17 protein-coding genes are annotated in these 16,515 nt (G+C 65.1%); 5 read left to right on the top strand and 12 right to left on the bottom strand.

Features of this window, described 5'->3' with window-relative positions; all coding sequences use genetic code 11:
* Positions 1-296: 296 nt before the first annotated feature.
* Complete coding sequence (locus C7C56_RS17685) at positions 297-839, top strand: PH domain-containing protein (protein ID WP_181373225.1); 543 nt, start codon at positions 297-299, stop codon at positions 837-839.
* Between the two features lie 115 nt (positions 840-954).
* On the opposite strand, the gene C7C56_RS17680 is transcribed toward C7C56_RS17685, so the two are convergent.
* Positions 955-1,569 carry a hypothetical protein gene (locus C7C56_RS17680; protein ID WP_106758687.1) on the bottom strand — a complete coding sequence of 205 codons (615 nt, stop codon included), beginning with the start codon at positions 1,567-1,569 and terminating at the stop codon, positions 955-957.
* Positions 1,570-1,792: 223 nt separating this feature from the next.
* Here C7C56_RS17680 and C7C56_RS17675 point away from each other — a divergent pair, with 223 nt between their 5' ends.
* A complete protein-coding gene (locus tag C7C56_RS17675) occupies positions 1,793-2,608 on the top strand; it encodes a sugar phosphate isomerase/epimerase family protein (protein ID WP_106758686.1) in 816 nt (271 codons plus the stop codon).
* Here C7C56_RS17675 and C7C56_RS17670 read toward each other — a convergent pair.
* The 8 genes from C7C56_RS17670 to C7C56_RS17635 all read right to left on the bottom strand — a co-directional run bounded on the left by C7C56_RS17670 (position 2,605) and on the right by C7C56_RS17635 (position 9,265).
* A complete protein-coding gene (locus C7C56_RS17670; protein ID WP_106758685.1) occupies positions 2,605-2,958 on the bottom strand; it encodes a helix-turn-helix domain-containing protein in 354 nt (117 codons plus the stop codon). The genes C7C56_RS17675 and C7C56_RS17670 overlap by 4 nt on opposite strands.
* A 299-nt stretch (positions 2,959-3,257) precedes the next feature.
* Positions 3,258-3,689 (bottom strand): phytanoyl-CoA dioxygenase family protein, encoded by a 432-nt coding sequence (locus tag C7C56_RS17665; RefSeq protein WP_267874717.1) that lies wholly within the window; start codon positions 3,687-3,689, stop codon positions 3,258-3,260.
* A gap of 145 nt (positions 3,690-3,834) precedes the next feature.
* A complete protein-coding gene (locus tag C7C56_RS17660; protein ID WP_106758683.1) occupies positions 3,835-4,686 on the bottom strand; it encodes an ABC transporter permease in 852 nt (283 codons plus the stop codon).
* Between the two features lies 1 nt (position 4,687).
* Positions 4,688-5,497: an ABC transporter ATP-binding protein gene (locus C7C56_RS17655; protein WP_106758682.1), complete on the bottom strand. Its 810-nt coding sequence runs from the start codon at positions 5,495-5,497 to the stop codon at positions 4,688-4,690.
* 119 nt (positions 5,498-5,616) lie between these two features.
* Entirely contained in the window at positions 5,617-6,648 is a 1,032-nt protein-coding gene (locus C7C56_RS17650) for an ABC transporter substrate-binding protein (protein WP_106758707.1), read from the bottom strand.
* Between the two features lie 66 nt (positions 6,649-6,714).
* Positions 6,715-7,020, bottom strand: coding sequence for a HigA family addiction module antitoxin (locus C7C56_RS17645; RefSeq protein ID WP_106758681.1), 306 nt, complete (start codon positions 7,018-7,020; stop codon positions 6,715-6,717).
* Between the two features lie 48 nt (positions 7,021-7,068).
* Positions 7,069-7,338, bottom strand: coding sequence for a type II toxin-antitoxin system RelE/ParE family toxin (locus C7C56_RS17640; protein WP_106758680.1), 270 nt, complete (start codon positions 7,336-7,338; stop codon positions 7,069-7,071).
* 172 nt (positions 7,339-7,510) lie between these two features.
* The gene (locus tag C7C56_RS17635) at positions 7,511-9,265 is read right to left on the bottom strand and encodes a vWA domain-containing protein (protein WP_106758706.1); all 1,755 of its coding nucleotides are present in this window, start codon (positions 9,263-9,265) and stop codon (positions 7,511-7,513) included.
* Positions 9,266-9,481: 216 nt separating this feature from the next.
* On the opposite strand from C7C56_RS17635, the gene C7C56_RS17630 reads away from it, so the two are divergent.
* The 3 genes from C7C56_RS17630 to C7C56_RS17620 all read left to right on the top strand — a co-directional run bounded on the left by C7C56_RS17630 (position 9,482) and on the right by C7C56_RS17620 (position 12,411).
* Positions 9,482-10,789: a dicarboxylate/amino acid:cation symporter gene (locus tag C7C56_RS17630; protein ID WP_106758679.1), complete on the top strand. Its 1,308-nt coding sequence runs from the start codon at positions 9,482-9,484 to the stop codon at positions 10,787-10,789.
* A gap of 415 nt (positions 10,790-11,204) precedes the next feature.
* Positions 11,205-11,411 carry a DUF3606 domain-containing protein gene (locus tag C7C56_RS17625; protein ID WP_106758678.1) on the top strand — a complete coding sequence of 69 codons (207 nt, stop codon included), beginning with the start codon at positions 11,205-11,207 and terminating at the stop codon, positions 11,409-11,411.
* Positions 11,412-11,433: 22 nt separating this feature from the next.
* A complete protein-coding gene (locus C7C56_RS17620; RefSeq protein WP_106758677.1) occupies positions 11,434-12,411 on the top strand; it encodes a diacylglycerol/lipid kinase family protein in 978 nt (325 codons plus the stop codon).
* 20 nt (positions 12,412-12,431) lie between these two features.
* Here C7C56_RS17620 and C7C56_RS17615 read toward each other — a convergent pair whose 3' ends face one another.
* The 3 genes from C7C56_RS17615 to C7C56_RS17600 form a co-directional block, all read right to left on the bottom strand.
* On the bottom strand, positions 12,432-13,262 hold the full coding sequence (locus tag C7C56_RS17615; protein ID WP_106758676.1) for a M48 family metallopeptidase: 831 nt from the start codon (positions 13,260-13,262) through the stop codon (positions 12,432-12,434).
* 136 nt (positions 13,263-13,398) lie between these two features.
* Positions 13,399-14,460: an AI-2E family transporter gene (locus tag C7C56_RS17610; RefSeq protein ID WP_106758675.1), complete on the bottom strand. Its 1,062-nt coding sequence runs from the start codon at positions 14,458-14,460 to the stop codon at positions 13,399-13,401.
* Positions 14,461-14,684: 224 nt separating this feature from the next.
* Entirely contained in the window at positions 14,685-16,331 is a 1,647-nt protein-coding gene (locus C7C56_RS17600) for a hypothetical protein (protein WP_106758674.1), read from the bottom strand.
* Positions 16,332-16,515 lie beyond the last annotated feature (184 nt).

Genomic DNA, 16,515 nt, shown 5'->3' with positions numbered 1-16,515 from the left:
AAACCTCTTGTTGTACGTGTGAAGCTTGGCTCCCGTGCTTGTGGCGGGGGGCGGATCAATTTACGACCGTGGGGGAGCGGTGTCGGCACCATGGGCGATCTTCGGACGTTGCCTGTTACCCAGACATGCGAGTTCGCATTTTAAGTGATTAATTCCAAGAAAGACATGTTTTGGTCCCTTGGGCGCCGCGGTGGCGCACTTTCCGCGCATGCCTTGGCATTTTTACGACGTGATAGACATTGGCAATGTTTCCACTACACTGGGCGTATCCAAACCAACCGAGCGAGGCGCCGACCATGTCCGACGAAATCTTCCAAGCCAAAATCAATCCCCTGATCAAGCCCTTCCTGGTCGTGCAGATCGGCTTCACGATGATCGTCACGATCATCGGCATTCCCTTGGCGATCATCTGGTTCCTTGGCGTGGGCCGCTGGTGGGCGCGGCACTATTACGAGCGTCTCGAATGCCATCTGAGCGACAAGACGCTGCGCTACCGGAAGGGGATTTTCATACAGGTCGAAAAAACCATCCCGCTCGAGAACATCCAGGACGTGACGTTTGTGGAGGGCCCGGTCCTGCGCCACTTCCATCTGAGCACATTGAAATTCGAGACCGCCGGCAGCAGCGCCGGCCAGGCCAACGACATGCACCTGACCGGCATCGTCGACGCCCAGCAATTCCGCAACCGCATCCTGGCCGCGCGCGACGCGCTCAAGCAGCAACAACGCGGCGGCCCGCCCAACGCGGACGCGGCGTCGGACGCCCAGACCGAGGCCCTGCGCGGGATCGAACGCAAGCTCGACGAGATCATCTCCCTCATGCGGCGCGAGCGCGCCTGACGCACAAAAGCGAAGCGCGGTCGTCGGCCGCCGCTCGAAATTGATGCCCCTCGGGAAGACGGTTCCACCCGCGCACCGTCCGCGGCCGGGGCGGGCGCGCGGCGCGACCAGCGTTTTATGCCATGACCACATTGGCCAGCGTGAAGGTGAACGCGCTTGACGTCTTACCAGGACCGCCGCCGCGCATGATGATATCGGCGCGTGCAATGCCGAGCAGCGACAATTCCGTGTTGACGTTGGAGAGGATTGCCGTATTCATCACTTCACCTTGCCCGATTTGCGAGGCGACGCCGATCCAGATCGTCGGCTTGAACTGAAACACGGCTTGCTGGCCAGGCGCGATCGATGTCTTGACGGCCATTATCTTCCCGTCCTTGAAAATACTGGCATCGATGGCACCGATGACGGCCTTGTTGCGGACATGCACTTCGGAGGCGCTTGTGCTCATGCCCGCGTCGGCCAGGGTGTTGCCCGAGGCGCCTGCCGTGTAGTCGAACGCCTGGCCGTTCTGGGCCGGCATTTGCGGCGAAAAGTTTCCGTGGGCATCGCTCGCCGCCACCGACATCGCCATTGGAAAGACGAATGGGTGGCTATCGTTGACGCCGCAATCAATGACCCGCCAAGCCACGGCAGGTTCTTCGACACCGCTCGCGACGTTCTTTTGAAAAATCACGACCTGCGAGTTGTTCTCGTCGTTCGATTGATTGACGAAATTGAGCTTGATATCCATGCTTACTCCTCCTGTGCTTAATAGTCGACGCGCTAGATCATTGCATGTGGCCAATGCCTGAAAACCTTTCCGTGGAGCAGGGACATCATGCCCCGGGCGGGGATACATTGTCAACAATGCAATAATTCCACCCATCTCAGGATCAACCGGCTACACTCTTGGCATCAACGCCGTGCAGGACGCCGCGGCCGGGCCGCCGCTAGCATGGGGTGCCCTTCGAGCCATGCAAATCCTGTACGCCAAATCCAAGTGGGAACGCCCCGATGCCAGCCTGCCCGCCTTTTTGGCGGAATGCCGCGCCGACGGCTACGACGCCACCGAGCTGTACCTGCCCGGCGTGTCCGAAGCGCCGACCGAGATCGCCGAGCTGCACCGCGCCGCCAGCCTGCTCCTGGTGGGCCAGATCGTCACCAGCGGCGCCAACGCCGACCAACACATCGCCTCGCTCGACCGGCTGGTGCCGATGGCCGCCGCCTGCGCACCGCTGTTCATCAACTGCCACAGCGGGCGCGACTGGTTCGGCTTCGACGCCAACCTGCGCATCCTGCGCCACGCCGACGGCCTGGCCCGCAGCCACGGCCTGGCCCCGCACCACGAACTGCACCGCGGCCGCGCGCTGTACAACGCGCCCGACACGGTGCGCTACCTCGAGGCCTTTCCCGGGCTGACCGTGACCGCCGATTTTTCGCACTGGTTCTGCGTGCACGAGAGCGACCTGTCGGACCAGGAGGAGGCGCTGGCGCGCACGGTGGCGGCGGCGCGCCACATCCACGCGCGCGTCGGCTTCAACGAGGGCCCGCAGGTGGCCGACCCGGCCAGCCCCGGCGCGGCCCCCTGGCTCGAACGCCACCTTGGCCTATGGCGGCGCATCGCGGCCGCGCGCCGCGCATCCGGCGCGCCGTGGCTGACCATCACGCCGGAATTCGGCCCGGCGCCGTACATGCCGGCGACCGGCCCCGGCGACACCCCGGCCGCCGACGCCTGGCTGGTGAACCGCTGGATGCGCGACACCCTGCGCGCGCGCCTGCTCGCGGACTAAAACGGCACGGCGCCGGCGCGCTCGCGGGCCAGCCAGTCGAGCGGGGTGCAGCCGTAGGCGCCCCGGAAGCAGCGGTAGAAATACGAGAGGTTGTCGAAGCCGGCGTCGTAGGCCAGGTCGACGACGCGCACATCGTCCCGGCGCAGCTGGTCGCAGGCCCATTCGAGCCGCGCGCGCACCAGCAGGCCGCTGGGACTGTCGCCGTAATGGCGGCGGCACGAGCGCGCCAGGTGCTCGGGACTGACCCCGGCCTGCTCCTGCCAGTAGCGCAGCGGCTGGCCCACGCCGCGCTGCGCAAACAGCGCCGCGCGCCAGCGCGCCCGCCAATTGCGTGGGGTCGGCCCCGCCATCGGAGAGCAGCTGGCGCAGCGCGCGCGCGCATTGTTCGTGCTCGCCAGCGGACAGCTGCAGGTGGGCGCTCAGCGGCGGCAAGGGCGAGGGCGCGGGCGAGAGCGTCGCGATGAAGGCGTCGAGCCAGGCCGGCGCCACCGCCAGGTTGATGAATTCGAGCGCATCGCCGCCGGCGCATTCGAGATGGGCGATGTGGTGCCGGCCGATGCTGTTGGGAAGTCCATCGAAGAGGAGCGTGCGCATCAATTCAGTTTAGTGGCGCCGGGCGCGATCGCCAAACGGAATCGGGCGCGATCGTTCAGTGGCTGTGGCGGTAGCGCCGCGTGTCGAGGCGCCGCTCCAGCACCTCGGGATACGCCCTGCCCGGTTCGGCGTAGCGGTTGCCGGCGTGGTCCACGCCCTGCGCCAGGTAGACCTGGTGGGCGCCGTCCCACGAGGCTTCGGCGAAGCGCGAGCGGGTCGAACAAAAACGCAAGGTCCAGCCGCAGCGGCGCTGGTCCGAGTTGTTGGCCTCGGAGCCGTGCTGGATCCGCGCGTCGTGCAGCGAGGCCTGGTTCGGCGCCAGCTCCAGATACACCGCGCGATCGTCGTCGCGCTGCGGCTTGCAGATCTCGGTCGGGAACACCGACTCGCCGAGCGCCGGTTCGTAGTCGCTGTAGCCGGCCGTGCCCTCGACGTGGCTGCGCGGGATCACCCGCATGCAGCCGTTCGCGCGCGTCGACTGGTCCAGCGCGCGCGCAGGTCAAGGTCAGCGCGCAGGCGGGCACCCAGGTGAGCGCGCTCGAAGCCCTGGTCGACATCCCGGCGCACGCCATCCAAACCCTGCTGCACTGACAAAAAAATGCCGCCCCAGCGGGCGGCATTTTCATCGGGTGTCACAGTTTTTCCGTCTCGCCCGACCTGGGCTGCCATTTCATCAATCGCTTTTCGACCAGCCCGACCGCGGCATCGAGCGCCAGCGCGAACGCGGTCAGCACCAGGATGCCGGCAAAGACGGTGTTGATGTCGAAAGTGCCCTCCGCCTGCAAAATCAGGTAGCCGACCCCGCGCGCGGAACCGAGGTACTCGCCCACGATGGCGCCGACGAACGCGAGGCCGACCGCGGTGTGCAGGCTGGAGAACACCCACGAGGTGGCCGACGGCAGGTAGACCGCGCGCAGCAACTGGCGCCGGCTCGCGCCCAGCATTTTGGCGTTCGACAGCACGACCGGGCTCACTTCCCTGACGCCCTGGTAGACGTTGAAGAACACGATGAAGAACACCAGCGTCACCGCCAGCGCGACCTTCGACCAGATGCCCAGGCCGAACCACATCGCGAAAATCGGCGCCAGGATCACGCGCGGCATCGAATTGGCCGCCTTGATGTAGGGGTCGAGGATCGCCGACGTCAGCGGCGACAGCGCCAGCCACAGGCCGGCGCCGAGTCCGAGCGAGATGCCGATGACAAAGGCCAGCATGGTCTCGGTGAGGGTGACCAGCAGATGCGGATAGATCTCCCCCGGAAAATGCAAGGTGAACCAGGTGCTGTCGCCGAAGCCGACCTCGAGCGTTCCGCTGCCGACGGTGAACCATTGCCAGACGCGCGCCATGACCTTGAGCGGTTCGCCGAAGAAAAAGGCGGTTTGCGGGTCGCGCGTGGCGAAGTGCCACACCGCGAAGAAGACGACCAGCACCAGCGCCTGCCAGGCGCGCAGATTGTTTTGATTCGGTTTCAGCCATTTCCACATGCTAAACCCGCGCCTTTTGCTGCTGATAGCCCTTGAGCACCTCTTCGCGCAGCACACCCCATATCTGCCGGTGCAGGTCGACAAACCGCGGATCGCCGCGCACCTCGGCCACATCGCGCGGACGCGCCAGGTCGATGCCGAACTCGCCGATGGGATGGGTCGCGGGCCCGGCCGAGAGCACCACCACGCGGTCCGACATGGCGATGGCCTCGTCGAGGTCGTGCGTGATGAACAGGACGGCTTTTTTCTTGGCGCTCCACAGGTCGAGCACCTCGTTCTCCATCAACTGGCGCGTCTGGATGTCGAGCGACGAAAACGGTTCGTCCATCAAGATGATGTCGGGGTCGAGGATCAGGGTCTGGGCCAGGGCGACGCGCTTGCGCATGCCGCCCGAGAGCTGGTGCGGGTAGCGGTCGCCAAAACCTTGCAGACCGACCCGGGCCAGCCAGTCCTGGCCGAGCCGCCCGGCCTCGCGCGCGTCCATGCCGCGGAACTGCAGGCCGGCGATGACGTTCTGCAAGGCGCTGCGCCAAGGCATCAAGGCTTCAGACTGGAACATGTAGCCGGCGCGGCGGTTGACGCCGGCCAGGGGTTCACCGAAGGCCTTGACGCTGCCGGCGGACGGCGCGAGCAAGCCGGCGGCGACGTTGAGCAGGGTCGATTTGCCACAACCGGTGGGCCCGACCACCGAGACGAACTCGCCCGGGGCGATGTGCAGCGTGGTGTCGGCAACCGCCGTGTAGCGCTGCGTCCTGTCGTCTTTGGAGACGAAGGTGCAACTGATGTTGTCGAGTGAAAGCGCCGGCGTCATTGAGGTCCGGGTTGCTTGCGAAGTTGCTTGCGAAGTTGCTTGCGAAGTTGCTTGCGAAGTTACTTGCGAAGTTACTTGCGAAGTTATTTGTGAAGTTACTTGTGAATCCACTTGTGAATTCACTTGTATTTGGCGTTGGCTTTTTTCACGAGCTCGTTGGTGAAGGTCTTGGACAGGTCGATCTTTTTCGACGCCAGTGCCGGATCGAAAGCCTGCAGGGTCGCGAGCGCGGTTTTCACGCCGTCCTGCGCGAACGTGCCGTCGGGCGAAACGGCTTCCCGTCCTTTCACGATGGTATCCACATACAGCGCGCGGTCGCCCAGCAGATAAGTCTCGGGCACCACATTGACGATGTCGGACGGGCTCGCTTTTTGCAGCCACTTGAGCGAGCGCACCATGGCATTGGCGAGCGCCTGGGCCGTGTTCGGGTATTTCTTGAGGAAGGCGGCGGTGGTGTATAGCGTGCCGGCCGGCATCGGCCCGCCAAAGACGGCCTGGGTGTCTTTCAGGGTGCGCGTATCGGCGATGATCTTGATGTCGTTCTTTTGCTGCAGCATGGTAATCAAGGGATCGAGATTGGCGATCGCGTCGATCTGGCCAGAGCGCATCGCGGCGAGCGCGCCGGCCGCCGTGCCGACGCCGATGAACGAGACGTCGGCCGGCTTCAAGCCGCCTTTGGCCAACACGAAATTGGCCATCGTGTTGGTCGACGAGCCGGGCGCGCTGACACCGATTTTCTTGCCCTTCAAATCGGCGATCGATTTGTAGTTGGGCATGGTCTTGTTGGAGACGGCGAACACGATCTGCGGGGCGCGGCCCTGCAGCACGAAGGCCGTGATTGGCAGCCCCTTGGCCTGCATGTTGATGGTGTGTTCGTAGGCGCCGGAAACGACGTCGGCGCTGCCGCCGACGAGCGCCTGCAAGGCCTTGGAACCGCCCGCGAAATCGCTGATCTCGACCTTGAGCCCCTCCTCCTTGAAATAGCCGAGCCGCTCGGCCACGGTCAGGGGCAGGTAGTAGAACAGGTGCTTGCCGCCGACCGCGATCGAGACCTTCGGTTTCTCGATGGCTTGCGCAAACGCCGCCCCGTTGAAGCTGAAACAGGCGAGCAGGAACAGCGCGGGTGCGATGCGGAACTTGGGACCGGACATGGGGACTCCGTTTCGGCGGTTGTGGTTTTGGTCGGGAACGTCGATCACCATATCTTCCCTGGCATGCTAAGTAGTCGATGCAAGCGGCTTGATCGCCTTGGCGATGGCCTTCCCCGCAGACATTTCGGCGATACGAAGGTCATATGCGCTTTGGAGGTTCAACCAGCCTTGGGCCTCGCTGCCAAAATAGCGTTCCAGACGAAGAGCCGTGTCAGCTGATACGCCGCGCTCGCCTTTAGTGATTTCACTGAGACGTGAGTATGGAACATGCAGGGCCAGCGACACGGCGCGCACGCTGACGCCCATGGGCTTGATGTAGTCTTCCACCAAGATCTCGCCTGGGTGGATAGGACGCATACCATTTTTGAACATAATGCCCTCCGTGGCTGTTCAGGGTTTCTACGCGGGACCAGGCCCGGCTCAGTGCGGGTCCTCGATCAGCACTTCATATGGGCCGCACTCCCCCCACTTGAAGGTCAAACGCCACTGGTCGTTGATCCGCACATGCCAAGCGCCGTCGTACTCCTTCAGATCGTTACCCGGCGGGGCCTTCATGAAGTTCACCGAGGGGGCCGCGTCGAGCTGTGCCAGCTTGCGCTCGGCCACACCCTTGATGTTGACGAATCGGCGGCTCTTACCCGTCACAAAAAGTGCTTGCGTGTCGGGACAAGAGAACGATTGGATTGGCATAAATGAAGCTTATCCGTTATCCGATTAACAGTCAACACACCAACAGTCAACACGCGGTGAATATTCCCCCTCAAAGTCAGCACGCCACTCAGCATTTCGGTCGTGAACCAACATCCAAGACTAGGAGGTTCGAGCGCACAGGCCGCCAGCGCGCCGGCGCTCCCGCCACCGCCTAGCGCTGCCCCAGCCCGCCCGACTGGTCCATGCTGTCGGTCAGCCGCACCAGCTTGACGAACTGCGCGCGATACCCCTCAGGATCGGCGCCGCGCGCCGCGTTGGCCAGGCTGGCGATCTCGGCATAGCTGAAATCGGACAGGTCCTTCTCGCCGCGCAGACGCTGGCCGAAGGCGGCGACCGCGACCGCGAAGCGCTGTTCCTCCGGCACCGCATCGATCGACTTGCGCGCCGAGGCCGCCAGCACCGGATGTTCGATGAGCCGGCTGGCCGATTCGCCGGGCAGCTTGTAGCGCAGTTTAACGAAGCACAACTCGGCGCGCGAATGCGCCGCGGCCGGCTTGACCGCCGCCGCCTTCGCGCCACGGTAGCGCAGCGGGTCGACCAGCCTGCCGGCGGCGCCAGCCGGCGTGATCTCGTAAATGGCCGTCACCGAATGACCGGCGCCCATGTCGCCCGCGTCGACCTTGTCGTCCTTGAAGTCTTCGCGCCCGAGCATGCGCGTCTCATAGCCGATCAGCCGGTACGCCGCGACCAGTTCGGGATTGAATTCGACCTGGAATTTGACGTCGTTGGCGATCGGGAACATCGTCGAGCCGAGCTCTTCGCTCATGGCCTTCTGCGCTTCGAGCACCGAATCGATGTAGGCGGCATTGCCGTTGCCCGACTGCGTGAGGCGCTGGATCAGGGCGTCGTTCAGGTTGCCCTCGCCGACGCCGAAGATCGACAGGTACACGCCGGTCTTGCGCTTGCCGACGATGAACCTCTCGAGCTGTTTGGGGTCGCTGATGCCGATGTTGAAATCGCCGTCCGTCGCCAGGATGACGCGGTTGACCGCTTTCGGGTCGAAGTTGCGCTCGGCCATCGCGTAGGCGCGCTCCAGGCCTTCGCCGCCGGCGGTGCCGCCGCCCGAACCAAGGGCATCGATCGCCTCGGTGATCTTGTGCCGGTCCTTGCCGGAGGTCGGCTCGAGCACGACCTTGGTGCCGCTCGCATAGGTCACGATCGACACCCGGTCCTCGTCGCGCAGCCTGGACGCGAACATCCGGAAGCCCTTTTTAAGCAAAGGGAGGCGATCGTGCGGGCCCATCGAGCCCGAGACGTCGATCAGCAGCACGACGTTGGCGGCGGGACGCCGCTGCGCGGCGATGTCGTAGCCGCGCACGGCGATGTGGACCAGCTGCTTGTGGCCGCTCCAGGGACTCGGCATGACTTCGGTCGCGACGCCGAAGGGCTGCGTCGGGCTGCTCGGGCTCGCGTATTTGTAGGGGAAGTAATTGACCATCTCCTCAATCCGCACCGCCCGCGGGGGAGGCATCGCGCCCGTCGAAAGCAGGCGCCGGACCAGGGCGTACGAGGCGGTGTCGACGTCGGCGCTGAAGGTCGACACCGGCTGCTCGGCGACCAGCGTCAGGCCGTTGGCGTCCTTGTCGGGGAATTTTTCGGCGCCCTGGACCGCGGCCGGCATCCCGTCAAGCCCTCCCCCCGGATGAAAAGAATTCGAATGCATCCGCACGCGCGATCCGGTGACGGAGACGAGACCGTGCGCCAGCGGCGCGGACATCACGATCGGCGGCGGGGCGATCGGCGACGGGGCGATCGCCATGGCGGTCGGGGCTGCCACGATCGGGGCCGCGTCGTACGCGACGGGTTCGGCGGCGGGCGCGCGCTCCCCGGCCGCCTTGCGAGCCGGATCGGCGCAAGCGGCAAGCAGGAGCATGCCCACGGCCATCGTCCCGGACAATTTGTTCATCGCATTCATTCGTGGTCTCCAAGATAGTTGTGTTTCGACGATGCGGCAACTTCCCTGCCGCCGGGGGTCGAAGCGACCCCAACTACACCTTGAACGGATGGCGGGCGGCTTCGGGGTTATTCGGGGTTAAATAGCGTGTTCCTATTTTCACAAGCAGGCCCGGCTGCCCGCCCGAACAATTTTGCTTGCCGGCACAGGTGTGATATATACGAACCGATGAGCTCACAAAAAATTTCCCCACTGGCCCGATGGTTCGGCATCCCCCTCTGGAAGCGCGTGATGTCCGCGCTCGTGCTGGGCGTGCTCGCCGGCCTCTTCCTCCCCGGCCTGGCGCCGCATGTCGCCTTTCTTGGTGAGATTTTCGTGCGCCTGATCCGCATGTTGGTGGCGCCCATCGTGCTGGTCACCATCGCCGCCGGCGTGACCGCGCTGGGCGAACCCAAACGGCTCGGCATGGTCGGGGGACGCACCCTGCTCCTGTTCGGCTCCACCACCATCCTGGCCGTCGCCCTGGGCATGGCCATCGCGCTGCTGTTGCAACCGGGCACCGGCGCCAACCTGGGCGGCGCCATACCAAAGGCGCTGGGGGCGACCAAGTCGGTCCCGGAACAGCTGCTGGGAATCATCCCCCTGAACATCTTCGAGGCGCTGGCCAAGGGCGACATGCTCGCCATTATTTTCGTCGCGCTGATGCTCGGAGTCGGCACCATCGCCGCCGGCGAGGCGGGCCTTCCGATGGCCGCGCTGTTCCAGTCGGCTTCGGCCGTCATCCTGCGCATCGTCACCATCGTGATGGAGGTGACGCCCTTCGGCGTGTTCGCCCTGATCGCCAATTCGGTCGCCGTCAACGGCGCCGCCGTGTTCATCAATGTCGGCTGGCTGGCGCTGTGCGTGGTGCTCGGCTCGGCGCTGCAAATCGTGTTGGTGCACGGATTGTTGCTGCGCCTGGTCGCGCGCCTGCCGCCGCTGCCGTTCTACCGGGGCATCGCGGACGCCCTGCTGGTGGCGTTTTCGACGGCGTCGAGTTCGGCCACGCTGCCGGTGGCGATCCGCGTGGCGGGCGAGCGCCTCGGCGTCGGCAAGGCGATCTCGATGACGGTGCTGCCGCTGGGCGCGGCCATCGGCAAGGATGGCACGGCCATGTATGTGGGCATGCTCAGTGTTTTCAGCCTGCAGGCGCTCGGCGTCGAGCTGCCGCTGGCGGCGTACGCGGTGATTTTGTTGACCGCCACGCTGGCCGCCTTCGGCACGGCGCCGGTACCGTCGGCCTCGCTGTTCATGCTGGCCGCCGTGCTGGCCGCCGTCGGCGTGGGCGTGGACCAGACGGCGCTGATCGTCGGCTTCATACTGCCGTTCGACCGCCTGCTCGACATGACGCGCACCGTCGCCAGCGCCAGCGCCAACCTGGCGGTGACGACCACGGTGGCGCGCCTCGAAGGCGAGTTGGACGAAAGCCACTACCGGCGCCAGGCCGGCCCCGACGCCACGCCTGCCGCCGCCAGACCAGCGCCGCTCGATGTTTAGGAACAGAGAAATAATAACTTGAACAGTTTACCGCTTGCAGACGAGATGCCAGGCGAGGCGAAAAACACGCCGTGTGGCGAGCCACACAAGTGATTTTCGACGAAGCATGGCGCTCGTATGCAAGATGGGAAATGTTCAAGTTATTTTTTCTCGGTGACTTAGTGCGTCCCCGGGCGCCCGCCCCGCGTCATGCGATATGCGGCCGCCGGATCGTTGATTCTGCGGTGCCGATGGCACGCTGTTGGCCAACCATGCGGTGGAATAGGAAACACCGACGATCCCAAGGGAATAGGCCCCGGGGTGCGGCAACGCACCGTCATCCGCGTCCGGCCGGGGCACCCTAGCAGCATGTCGAAACAACGCGCAAGCGTTTTCAAGGGCCCGTTTCAAGGGCGCGTTTCTAGGGAGAGTCGCCGTGTCAGACAATGTACTGGAGCCGGGTCCGCAAGATTACGACCGCGTCAACGTCAACGTCGAAGCCGAGCTGGCGTACTGGACGAAGCAATTCGGCGTATCGCGCCAACGACTGGCCAGAGCGATCGAGGCCGTCGGCCCGCGCATTCCCGATCTCGAGCGCGAGCTTGGCGTGCCGCTCTCCAGGCCCGCGCCGCCGGCACGCTGACGCCATCGAAGGCGCAGGCGGCATGCCCTCCCCGCTATCCGGCGACCAGCCGCCCCTGTTCATCCTCCTCAACGCCGGATCTGGCCACGAGGAAACCGAAAGCCGGCGCGCCGCCATTGTCGACGCCCTCAAGCGCGCCGGACGCCATTTCCAGCTGGCCGTGCTCGACGAGCCGTCCCGGCTCGACGCCACGGCCGAACGCATGGCCGCCGAGGCCCAGGGCGCGGGCGGCGTGCTGGTGGCGGCCGGCGGCGACGGCACCATCAACGCCATCGCGCAAAAGGCGGTGGCGGCCGGCTGCATGTTCGGCGTGCTGCCCCAGGGTACGTTCAACTATTTCGCCCGCGCCCACGGCATCCCGGAGGGTCTGGGCGAGGCGGTCGAGGCGCTGCTCGCGGGCGCCGTGCACCGCGTGCAGGTGGGCATGGTCAACCGGCGCATCTTCCTCGTCAACGCCAGCCTCGGGCTGCACCCGGCCATGCTCGAAGAGCGCGAACGCGACACCGGCCAGTTCGGCCGCAGCCGCCTGGTCGCGCTGCTGTCGATGCTCAAGACGGTGCTGCGCTCGACCCGCTACCTGCGCATCAGCCTCGAAGTCGACGGGCGCGAGAACGTCATCCGCACCCCGACGCTGTTCATCGGCAACAACGCGCTGCAAATCGCGCGGCTTGGATTGCCGTTGACCGGCGCGATCGAGGATGGCAGGCTGGCGGCGGTGGCGCCGCCGCCGGTGGGCCGGCTCGGCATGCTGTGGCTGATGCTGCGCGGCGCGCTCGGCCAGCTTCGCCGTGCCGATGAGCTGCGCGCCTTCAGCTTTCGCGAACTGACCGTCAGGCAGCGCGGCTTAGCGCGCCGCGGCCGCATCAAGGTGGCCATCGACGGCGAGGTCGACATGCTCGCGACACCGCTCCACTTCAGCGTGCTGCCGCGGCATCTGCTGCTATTAAAGCCGGCGCCGGGGCCCGCGCCAGCCCAGCCGGCGCCCCCTGCTTCCGGGTAGGGCGAGCCGATCGGCTGCCGTTATTTTCCCTTGGCCTGCTGGTACAGCGGCATCACCCTTTGCGCATACACCGTCAGGTCGCTGAGCCGGTCTTCGCGCGGCGGGTGGGTCGAAAGGAACTTCGGTGGGCCACCGCCGCCCTGCTGCCCCATCTTTTGCCACAGGCTGACCGCCGCCTGCGGGTTGTAACCGGCACGCGCGGCGATCTCGACGCCGATGCGGTCGGCTTCGGTTTCGTGGCGGCGCGAGTTGGGCAAACCGAGCAATCCCTGGTAGGCGAACTCCATGCCCTTCTGCCCGGCATCGCCGATGCCGGCGGCCGCCGCCAACACAGAAATCCCCAAACCGGCCACCGCCTGCTCGGAAGCGCGCTCGCGCGCATGCTCGCGCAGGGCATGCGCCATCTCGTGCCCGATCACGGCCGCCAGCTCGTCGTCGGTGAGCTGCAGTTTTTCGATCAAACCGGTATAGATGGCCATCTTACCGCCGGGCATGACCCACGCGTTCACATCGGGCGCGCTGATGACGCTCACCTCCCACTGCCAATTGCGCGCGTCCGGGCGGAACGTCGCGGTTTGCGCGATCAGCAGATTGGCGATTTTTTTCACCCGCGCCACCTGGGCCGCGTTGCTGTTGAGGGCGCCCCTGCCGCGCGCCTCGGCCGTCGTTTTGGCATAGGCCTGTTGCGAGGCCTGCTCGATCTGCTCGGGCGATACGACCATCATCTGCTTGCGGTCGACACCGACGACACCGCCCTGCGTGGTCTGCACCGTTCCGCACGCGCCGAGGGTCAGCGCCGTGAGCACGGCAACTGATGACTTGAGAATGTGATGCCGATTCCAAACAATCATTTTTTCACCTCTTGATGTGGTTGCCAAAATACACTTAAGACCGTTGCCGATGGTACCACCCAAGCCACAGCCACCCGCGTCCGGCAGGCAAGCCGGCCTAAGGAACGGTGGCGGCCGGGGCGCCGGCCCTTGGAGGTCAGGCCTTGCTGATATCGTTCTTGTGATACGAGAAAATATCCCACAGTGCCATGAACATGGCGGCGACCATCGGGCCGATCACGAAGCCGTTCAAGCCGAAAACGGCCATTCCACCGAGGGTGGAGATGAGCACCAGGTAGTCGGGCATCTTGATGTCCTTGCCGACCAGAATGGGACGCAGCACATTGTCGATCATGCCGATCACCAACACCCCGAACGCGGTCAGGATCACGCCTTTCCAGACCGCGCCCGTGACCAGCAAAAAGACCGCCACCGGCGCCCAGACGAGCGCGGCGCCGACGGCCGGCAGCAGCGACAAGAAGCCCATCACCACCGCCCACAGGATCGCGCCCTCGATCCCGAGCATCCAGAACGCGAGCCCGCCCATGGCGCCCTGCGCGGCCGCCACCAGGAAATTGCCCTTCACCGTGGCCCGTGTCACGGTGATGAACTTGTCGAACAAATTGCGCTTGTGCTCGACGCTAAGCGGGATCGCGCGCTGGATGCGCGAGGCCAGGGCGCTGCCGTCCTTGAGCAGGAAAAACAGCAGGTACAGCATGACGAAGAAGCTGATCACGAAGTCGAACGCATTCCTGCCGAAGTTGAGCACGTGGGTGGCGAAGAACTTGCTGCCCTGAACCGCGGCCTCCTGCAGCCTGGTCTGCAGGGTGGCGATGCTGTCCATGCCGAATCGATCCATGAGGTCGTGCGCCCACACCGGCAAGGCGTTGAAGATGGCGCGCAGCTGGGCGTTGATGTCGATCTCGCCCGAGGCCAGTCTCTGGTACAGCGCCGTGCCCTCCTGCGCCAGCGAGATCGCGATCAAGATCATCGGCAGGATCACCACGACAAGGCAAATGGTCAGCGTGGTCAGCGCCGCCCACACCGGCCGTTTGCCCAGCCTGGCCTGCACCCGCCGGTGGAAAGGCGTGAACAGAATGGCCAGCACGGCGCCCCAGAAGATGGCGCCGAAGAACGGCATCAGGATCCACCCGAAGGTGATGCTGACCAGGACCAGCAGCAGTAGGAAGGTTTTCGCCTGGAGGTCGGAGTAATTCATGTCGTCGATGGCAGGTGGGGATGGACAGAGGACAGAGGATACAGCATGCCTTGCCGATTTCTTACCATGCCCGGGAGGGCCGCATGCAAGATTGGCATTGGCCCAAAACGGATGACAGGTCGGAAGCGAAAGCCATATCGGCCATCGAGCGCGCCGCTATACAATTTTGCATAGCTCGCGCGTTAGCCATGCAAAAGTGAATACACTGTCGGCGGCGCCCCCTCTTAGCGCTTGAACGCGGCGCTGTCTGGCCGGAAAAACGCGGCCCGGATCTGCACCGCCAGCGCGTCGAAGGCGCGCTCGGCCATGACCGAGTAGACTAGGCTGTCGGCCGGACCGCTGTTGACCGCCCCGTTCGGCATCTGATAGTTGACCGTGAAGTTATCCGGCGGCACCACTTGCATGTCGAAACGCCAAGGGTCGACCGTGTCGCCGACCTCGAGCGCCGACTGGAAACGCGCCACCAGGCCGACGAAGGCGCGGTCGTTGCTCTTTTCGGAAAAATAGACCGCGCCCGACGGCGCGATCTGGTAACGGATGTTGAGCCTCGGCAGGTGGGTATCGCTTTTGGCCGTCACGGCCAGATTCAGCACGTCGTTGGGGAAGATGGTGCGGAACGCGGCCTGCAGCCCCTGCGCGATCCGGGCTTCGCGCGGCGCCGCGCTGTCGTTCCCGAAGTGCACCGAGGCCGGGATGATCTTGCGGCCGACCTCCTTTTCGCTCTCCTTGATCGAGGCGTCGAGTTCGGCGAGCTGCTCGCCGCCGGGGCGCGTGAAATGGATCGCCACCAGCGGATCGCCGCTTTGCTCGAGCACCCGCAGCAGCTTTTCCATCGACGCGAGCAGGACCGGGTCCGAGGTCGTGGCCTGGGCCGTGAACTTGGCCAGCGCGTTCGCGTAGAGGACGTGGATCGCCTTGCCGGCGTCGGCCTGCAGGCCATCGTCCGGATAGCGCCTGAGCAGGGCGCGAAGCTCCGCCACCGAATTGCGGCCGATGACCTCAGCCAGTGCGACGCGGGGCACGGCGGCGCGCATTTCGCGCACATGGAACCAGCCGTTGCGGATATACGCGGTGTACGCGCTTTCGGTGTTGAGGCGTTTCGCCTCGGCCCGCACCGCGAAGTCGGCGGCGGCATTCCTGGCCACCCACAGCGACGGCGCCAGCACCAGCGTCAACGCCAGCGCGGCGACCAGGGGGTTGGCCACCAAGGGGTGGGCCAACAAAGGGTGGGCCAGCAAGTCGCGCACGCGGCCGCGCTGCGGCGCCGGGCTGTTGTCGGGCAGCGCCCAGTCCTGGCGGCGAATCTCGATGAACGGGTCGAGCCGCATCAAGGTCGCCAGGTCGTTGCGCGCGTCGGCGTCGCGCACCGCCTGCTGCAGGGCCGAGAGCTTAGCGCCGAACTGTTCGGCGCGCCCCCTGTTTGCGATCTTCCAGACGCGCGGGCGCGCATCGTGGAAGGAGAACTCGAACGTCGTATGGCTGTAGGCGCCGTTCATCGTGTGCTCGGTCGCCTGGATCGCCCGGGCCTCGGTCAGGTCGACCACCTCGAGGCGCGCCTTGCGCGCGTCGATCATGGTGAACGCGAACAGGTACTGGCCGGGCGGGAAGTTGAACGCCTTGTTAAGCACCATACGGCGGCGCACGACCAGCGCCAGATAGGCAATGGCGCCGATGAACAGCGCGAAGCCGGCGATGATGTCCTTGTTGCTCCACAGCTTGTCGGCCTCCGGGTCGCCGAACGAATCGGCCAGGATGAGCAGGAATATGCCCGCCGCCAGCAGGATCCCCAGCCCCCTGAGCACGTAGAACAGCGCGTTGCTCGGGCCTTCGTCGCGCAGGTGGCTGTCGCCGTCAGCGACCGCCTTCGCCATCTGCCGTTTGACGCGTTCTGGAAGCCAGTGGAAGTCGTATGAATGATGGGATGGCAAGGGATGTCCTGTTCGGATGGGTCGACTTGATTGGCATATTGCCAATGATGGCCAATAGTATTGCCCGGCGCGGCAAACCGTCAATCAGAGAATGCGGCGCGAACTTTGCAATTCAGAAATTAAATTC

The organism is Massilia glaciei (genome assembly GCF_003011895.2).
Classification (GTDB): Bacteria; Pseudomonadota; Gammaproteobacteria; order Burkholderiales; family Burkholderiaceae_D; genus Telluria_A; species Telluria_A glaciei.
Note: the sequence above shows the minus strand (reverse complement) of the source record. Positions and strands in the feature narration are given on the sequence as shown.

Excerpts from the sequence above, each read along its gene's own strand:
- C7C56_RS17685 (WP_181373225.1), top strand. The coding sequence starts at position 297 with ATGTCCGACGAAATCTTCCAAGCCAAAATCAATCCCCTGATCAAGCCC.
- C7C56_RS17680 (WP_106758687.1), bottom strand. The coding sequence starts at position 1,569 with ATGGATATCAAGCTCAATTTCGTCAATCAATCGAACGACGAGAACAAC.
- C7C56_RS17675 (WP_106758686.1), top strand. The coding sequence starts at position 1,793 with ATGCAAATCCTGTACGCCAAATCCAAGTGGGAACGCCCCGATGCCAGC.
- C7C56_RS17670 (WP_106758685.1), bottom strand. The coding sequence starts at position 2,958 with ATGGCGGGGCCGACCCCACGCAATTGGCGGGCGCGCTGGCGCGCGGCG.
- C7C56_RS17660 (WP_106758683.1), bottom strand. The coding sequence starts at position 4,686 with ATGTGGAAATGGCTGAAACCGAATCAAAACAATCTGCGCGCCTGGCAG.
- C7C56_RS17655 (WP_106758682.1), bottom strand. The coding sequence starts at position 5,497 with ATGACGCCGGCGCTTTCACTCGACAACATCAGTTGCACCTTCGTCTCC.
- C7C56_RS17650 (WP_106758707.1), bottom strand. The coding sequence starts at position 6,648 with ATGTCCGGTCCCAAGTTCCGCATCGCACCCGCGCTGTTCCTGCTCGCC.
- C7C56_RS17645 (WP_106758681.1), bottom strand. The coding sequence starts at position 7,020 with ATGTTCAAAAATGGTATGCGTCCTATCCACCCAGGCGAGATCTTGGTG.
- C7C56_RS17640 (WP_106758680.1), bottom strand. The coding sequence starts at position 7,338 with ATGCCAATCCAATCGTTCTCTTGTCCCGACACGCAAGCACTTTTTGTG.
- C7C56_RS17635 (WP_106758706.1), bottom strand. The coding sequence starts at position 9,265 with ATGAACAAATTGTCCGGGACGATGGCCGTGGGCATGCTCCTGCTTGCC.
- C7C56_RS17630 (WP_106758679.1), top strand. The coding sequence starts at position 9,482 with ATGAGCTCACAAAAAATTTCCCCACTGGCCCGATGGTTCGGCATCCCC.
- C7C56_RS17620 (WP_106758677.1), top strand. The coding sequence starts at position 11,434 with ATGCCCTCCCCGCTATCCGGCGACCAGCCGCCCCTGTTCATCCTCCTC.
- C7C56_RS17615 (WP_106758676.1), bottom strand. The coding sequence starts at position 13,262 with ATGATTGTTTGGAATCGGCATCACATTCTCAAGTCATCAGTTGCCGTG.
- C7C56_RS17610 (WP_106758675.1), bottom strand. The coding sequence starts at position 14,460 with ATGAATTACTCCGACCTCCAGGCGAAAACCTTCCTACTGCTGCTGGTC.
- C7C56_RS17600 (WP_106758674.1), bottom strand. The coding sequence starts at position 16,331 with ATGGCGAAGGCGGTCGCTGACGGCGACAGCCACCTGCGCGACGAAGGC.